The organism is Xanthomonas sp. SHU 166 (assembly GCF_000364685.1).
GTDB classification, from domain to species: Bacteria; Pseudomonadota; Gammaproteobacteria; order Xanthomonadales; family Xanthomonadaceae; genus Xanthomonas_A; species Xanthomonas_A sontii.
In genome coordinates, this window is sequence record NZ_AQOJ01000112.1 from 1 (window position 1) to 4,886 (window position 4,886).

Genomic DNA, 4,886 nt, shown 5'->3' on the forward strand with positions numbered 1-4,886 from the left:
GCCCGGCCAGCGGCGGGTGGCGGCGACGATCCGCACGGCGTAGTCGATGACCTGCGGGTCGACGGCGATGGCCGCGGTGCCGGCCTGCATCGCCACCACCTCCTCGGCGCCGAGCACGCGCGGCACCTGCGACAGGTCGAAGTCGCCGGCGCTGCGGCCGCTGGTGACCGCGGCGACCATGCGCGCCTCGTCTTCCAGTTGCGGGTAGTCGATCAGGATCTTCAGCAGGAAGCGGTCCAGTTGCGCTTCCGGCAACGGATAGGTGCCTTCCTGCTCGACCGGGTTCTGCGTGGCCAGCGCCAGGAACGGCGGCGCCAGCGGGAAGGCCGTGCCTTCGATGGTGACCTGGCCTTCCTGCATCACTTCGAGCAGCGCCGACTGGGTCTTGGCCGGGGCGCGGTTGATCTCGTCGGCCAGCAGCAGGTGGGTGAACACCGGGCCGCGGCGGATCTTGAAGCTCTCGGTCTTGGGGTCGTACACGGCGTGGCCGCTGACGTCGCTGGGCATCAGGTCCGGGGTGAACTGCACGCGTGCGTAGTTCAGTTCCAGGGCCTGCGCCAGCGCGCGCACCAGCAGGGTCTTGCCGAGGCCGGGCACGCCCTCGATCAGCACATGCCCGCCGGCCAGCAGCGCGATCAGGATCTGCTCCAGCACCTCCGGCTGGCCGATGAAGGCGTGGCCGACCGCGGCGCGGATCGCCTCGGCGCGTTCGATCAGGGCAGGGCCGGCGAGCGGCGCGACGGCGTCGGAGGAGGCGGTGGTCATAGCTGGTTTCTCATCTGGACGAGGAGGCGGATGCGCTCGCGCAAGGCGGCGGGTTGGTTGGGCGGCGGCGGTTGCAGCGCCTGTTCGACCTGCGCCACCGGCAGCTGCAGGCGTTCGGCGATGGCGGCGGCCTGGGCCGGGCCCTCCAGCGCGGCGGCGAGCGGTGCGCGCCGGCGCAGCCGCGCCAGGAACGCCTCGCGTACCGCCGCGTGCAGCAGGTCGGCGCGGCCGTAGCGCAGCAGGTGTTCGCCGCTGGCGCGCACGTGTTCCAGCAGCGAACGGCGATCCTCGGCCGGCGGCGCGAGCAGCGGCCCGAAACGCTGCATGCGCGACCACAGCCAGGCCAGCAGGACCAGCAACGCGGGCAGCCAGGCCGGCCAGCCGCGGGTGAACAGGGTGCGCCACAGCGAGGGCAGTTCGGCCGAATAGATCAGGTGGATGGTGCCCTGGCCGTAGTTCGGCCCCAGCACCTGGCGTGCCAGCAGGCGGTTGCCGGCCTCGCGCAGCCCGCCGCTGCGCAGCACCGGATCGTCTTCCATCGGCGAGCCCTCGAACATCCTGCCGAGCCGGTCGTCCTGGTTCTCGAGGAAATCCAGTTCCGACAGTACGTCCACGCTGCCGTCGCCGTAGGGCACGCGCGCGAACACGAAGTCGTCGTCCTCGCCGCTCCACCAGTTGCTGGGCGTATCCGGGTCGATGTTGAAGCGGCGGCCGCCGCAGAACACCTTGTGTGGCGCCGCGCCCGGCACCGCCATGACCAGGCAGTCGTCCGGGCTGCGCGCCTCGACGGTGATGTCCAGCGCTTCCAGGATCGGCACGTCGCCGCGCTTGACCTCTGCGGTGGGCGTGCGCAGCACCAGATGTCCGCCATGCTCCACCCAGTCCAGCAAGGCGTCGCCGTCGGCCTTGCCGAGCATGCGTGGGTCGCCATACAGCACCACGCTGTCGTGCGGGCGCAGGCGCATCGCCTCCAGGTCCAGGCGTTGCCGCGACTCGGCACGCACGCCGTCGGCGCGCAGGGTCTGGCGCAGCGCGTACAGCGGGTTGTAGGCAGCCTCGCCGCGCGGCGGCAGCACGATCTCCCGCTCGGCGCGTTCGTAGCGGCCGAAGAACCAGGCCGCGCCGACGCTGACCAGCAGCAGGCCGACCAGGAAGATCAGCGCATTGCGCGTGCCGCTGTTCATGCCTGCCACCGGAACTGGCGCTGCAGGTCGTCGACCAGCGCGTCGAAGGCGCTGTCCTCGGGCAGCCGGCCCGCATAGGCGGCGTGCTGCCAGACCCGCACCATGCGCGCGAACAGGCCGCGGTCGGCGTCGTCGGGCAGGCGTTGCGCGGCGCGCAGGCACTGCGCCTCGGTGGCGCTGGGCGGCAGCACCAGATCGGCGCGCTCGCACAGCGTCGCCACGCTGGCCCGGTACAGCAGCGCCAGCGCGTCGCGGTGGCGGCCTTCGCGCCAGGCGCGTCGTGCCACCGTCGCCACGTCGTCCGGCAGCGGTTGCGGCGCCAGCACCGGCGTGTGCTCCGGTGCCGTCGCCACCGTTGCACGCCGGCGCCCGGTGCCGCGCATCCACGGCAGCCAGTGCCTGGCGGTCAGCAGCAGCACCAGCAGCAGGATGCCGGCCAGCACCCACATGCCCCACTTGCCGACGAACGCGATGGCCTGGGCGGCGGCCTTCATCCATTTGCCGAACGCGGTGAGGTCTTGCTGCTTGTCGTCCGGCTTGGGCGGTTCGTCGGGATTGCGCTTCTTCCAGTAGCCGATGGTGCGCTTGGCGGTCAGCAGCGGGTCGGCGTAGGCGCGGTCGGCGGCGCGGGCGAAGCGCGCATCGGCGGCGGGCTCGGTGTCGAACACTTCGTCCAGCGGGACCGGATGCGCCGCGTTGTGGTGGTGGCTGTCGGCGGCGGGCTTGCTGTCGGTGTCGGCATCCGCATCCGCATCCGCATCACTGTCAGTGTCCGTGTCGTCATCGGTCCCGTCATCGCGCCCGGCGTCGGCGGGAGCATCCTGCTCCGCCGCCGTCTGCACCGCTGTGTCGTCGGCCGCCGGCTGCGCACGCAGCGCCGCGGCCGGCGCGGCGAGCAGGGCCACGCACAGCAGGAGCAGCGGCGCGGCGCCGCGCAGGCGCGCGGCCATCCGGCGCAGTGCCATCTCCACGTCCCAGGCTTCGAGCTGGGTACGCCGGTTGAGGTACAGGCCGAAGCCGGCGCCGACGAAGAACGGTTCGATCAGGGTGATCGCCAGCCAGGCGATGGCATTGAAGCCGATGTCCGCCCACACCGGGGTCTGCTGGCCGATCAGCGACCAGGCCGCGCGCGCGGTTTCCGGCAGCAGGTCGATGGGCACGAACAGGAAGATCGTGGCGATGCAGGCCAGGCTGAGCATGCCCTCGAACGTGGCGAAGACGCTGGCCATCAGCAGCGCATGGCCGTAGATCGCCCCGCCCAGGGTGCGGCGGCGCTCGCGTTGCTGGCTGGCGCTGGCGCCTTCCAGCAGTTCCAGCGGCATGAACACGCTGCGCGCCGGGCTCAACCGGCGCCAGGTCAGGTAGCCGATCAGGGTGCGCCAGCCCCAGGCGCCCTGCGCGCGCACTGTGTCGCGCACGCGCGGCACGTCGCCGAACACCGCACGCGAGATCACGAACAGCGGGATCCGGTCCAGCACCGGCTTCAGCCACCACAGCAGCAGCGGTGCCAGCCACAGCGCATCGGTCGCCCAGGCGCCGAGGTTGAGCACGGCGAACAGCGGCAGGGTGACCAGCAGCCAGGGCTTCCAGATCGCCCCGGCGTGGCGGCGGACCAGGGCGCTGCCCAGTTCCATCGCTTCCCAGGCCGAGCGTGCGCGCAGCACCACGTCCAGGCGCTCAATCCGCATCGATGGCCTCCGCGCGGCCGCGCCCGCCGCGCCACAGCCACGCCAGCACCAGCGTCCAGAGCGCCGCCGACACGCTGTACTTGACCCACGCCGGCACGGTCGCGATGGACGACCAGAACGCCTCGATGAAGGCGGCCACCAGCAGCATCGCAGCCACGCCCAGGCACAGCCGCGCGCCGATCTTGCCGCCTTCCACCAGCGCATCGATGCGCCGCCGCCGTCCCGGCGCCAGCACCTTCAGGCCGAGCTGCAGACCGGCGCCGCCGGCGATCACGATCGCGGTCAGTTCGAACGGCGCATGCCCGGCAACGAAGCGCCAGAAGGTGACGCCGTAGCCGATCTGGTGCAGGTGCCCGGCCACCGCGCCGATGGTGATGCCGTTGAACAGCAGCACCAGCACCGTGCCCAGTCCCGCCAGCAGGCCACTGGCGAACGTGCGCAGGCCGATGCTGATGTTGTTCATGATGTAGTGGCCGAACATCTGCCAATCGGTGCCGCTGTCGCGGCCGAGCTTCTGTGCGCTGGCGGCCGGGTCGTACATGCGCTCGACCTGGGTGACCTGCATCGGGTCCATCAACCCGTGGATCAGTTCCGGACGGAACTGCAGCAGCACGAAGATGGTCACCAGCGGCACCACGAACAGCGCGGTGGCCGCCGCCATGTAGCCGGCCTGGCTGCGCACCAGCTGCGGGAATTCGGCGAACAGGAATTCCGCCGCGCGCCGCCAGCGCGGACGCGGCGCCCGGTACAGGACGGTGTGGCCCTGCTGCATCAGGTGCTGCAGGCGCGCGGTGACCTGCGGGCTGTAGCCGCGCCTGCGTGCCAGTGCCAGCTGGTGGCACACGCGCCGGTAGCGCGCCGGCATGTCCTCGTCGGCGAGCGGCGTCGGCTGGCCTGGACTCGGGATCGCGGTCGGTGGCGCGGCGGTCTTGCTGGCGTCGTCGGCGGCGCCGGCCTTGTTCGGCGCCGACCTGCGCGCGCTGCGCTGCAGCCAGGCCTCGAACACCTGCCATTCCTGCTGATGACGGAGGACGAACTGTTCCTGTTTCATCGGCGGCCCAGCAACCAGTTGGCCATCGCGTACAGGCGCAGCACTCCGGCCTGGCCCGGCGTGTCGGTCAGCGGCTGCGCCAGCGCGGCCAGTTCCAGTTGCCGCTCCGGGGTGAGCCGCGGCGCGCGCTCGGCGAAGGCGATCAGCGCCGCCTGTTCGGCCGGCAGCAGCGGTCGCGGCGGCGCGAGCGCGCTGGCG

4 protein-coding genes and 1 pseudogene are annotated in these 4,886 nt (G+C 72.0%); all 5 read right to left on the reverse strand.

The window, feature by feature from the left end:
* On the reverse strand, positions 1 to 765 hold a 765-nt coding region (locus D180_RS04585), incomplete at its 3' end, for an AAA family ATPase (protein ID WP_017911865.1).
* Positions 762 to 1,949: a DUF4350 domain-containing protein gene (locus D180_RS04590; protein WP_017911866.1), complete on the reverse strand. Its 1,188-nt coding sequence runs from the start codon at positions 1,947 to 1,949 to the stop codon at positions 762 to 764. The genes D180_RS04585 and D180_RS04590, both read right to left, overlap by 4 nt.
* On the reverse strand, positions 1,946 to 3,637 hold the full coding sequence (locus D180_RS04595) for a DUF4129 domain-containing protein (protein ID WP_043090468.1): 1,692 nt from the start codon (positions 3,635 to 3,637) through the stop codon (positions 1,946 to 1,948). Before D180_RS04595 ends, D180_RS04590 begins: the two co-directional genes overlap by 4 nt.
* Positions 3,627 to 4,688 carry a stage II sporulation protein M gene (locus D180_RS04600; RefSeq protein WP_017911868.1) on the reverse strand — a complete coding sequence of 354 codons (1,062 nt, stop codon included), beginning with the start codon at positions 4,686 to 4,688 and terminating at the stop codon, positions 3,627 to 3,629. Before D180_RS04600 ends, D180_RS04595 begins: the two co-directional genes overlap by 11 nt.
* A pseudogene (locus D180_RS04605) lies at positions 4,685 to 4,886 on the reverse strand (RDD family protein); the annotation flags it as partial. The pseudogene D180_RS04605 and the gene D180_RS04600, both read right to left, overlap by 4 nt.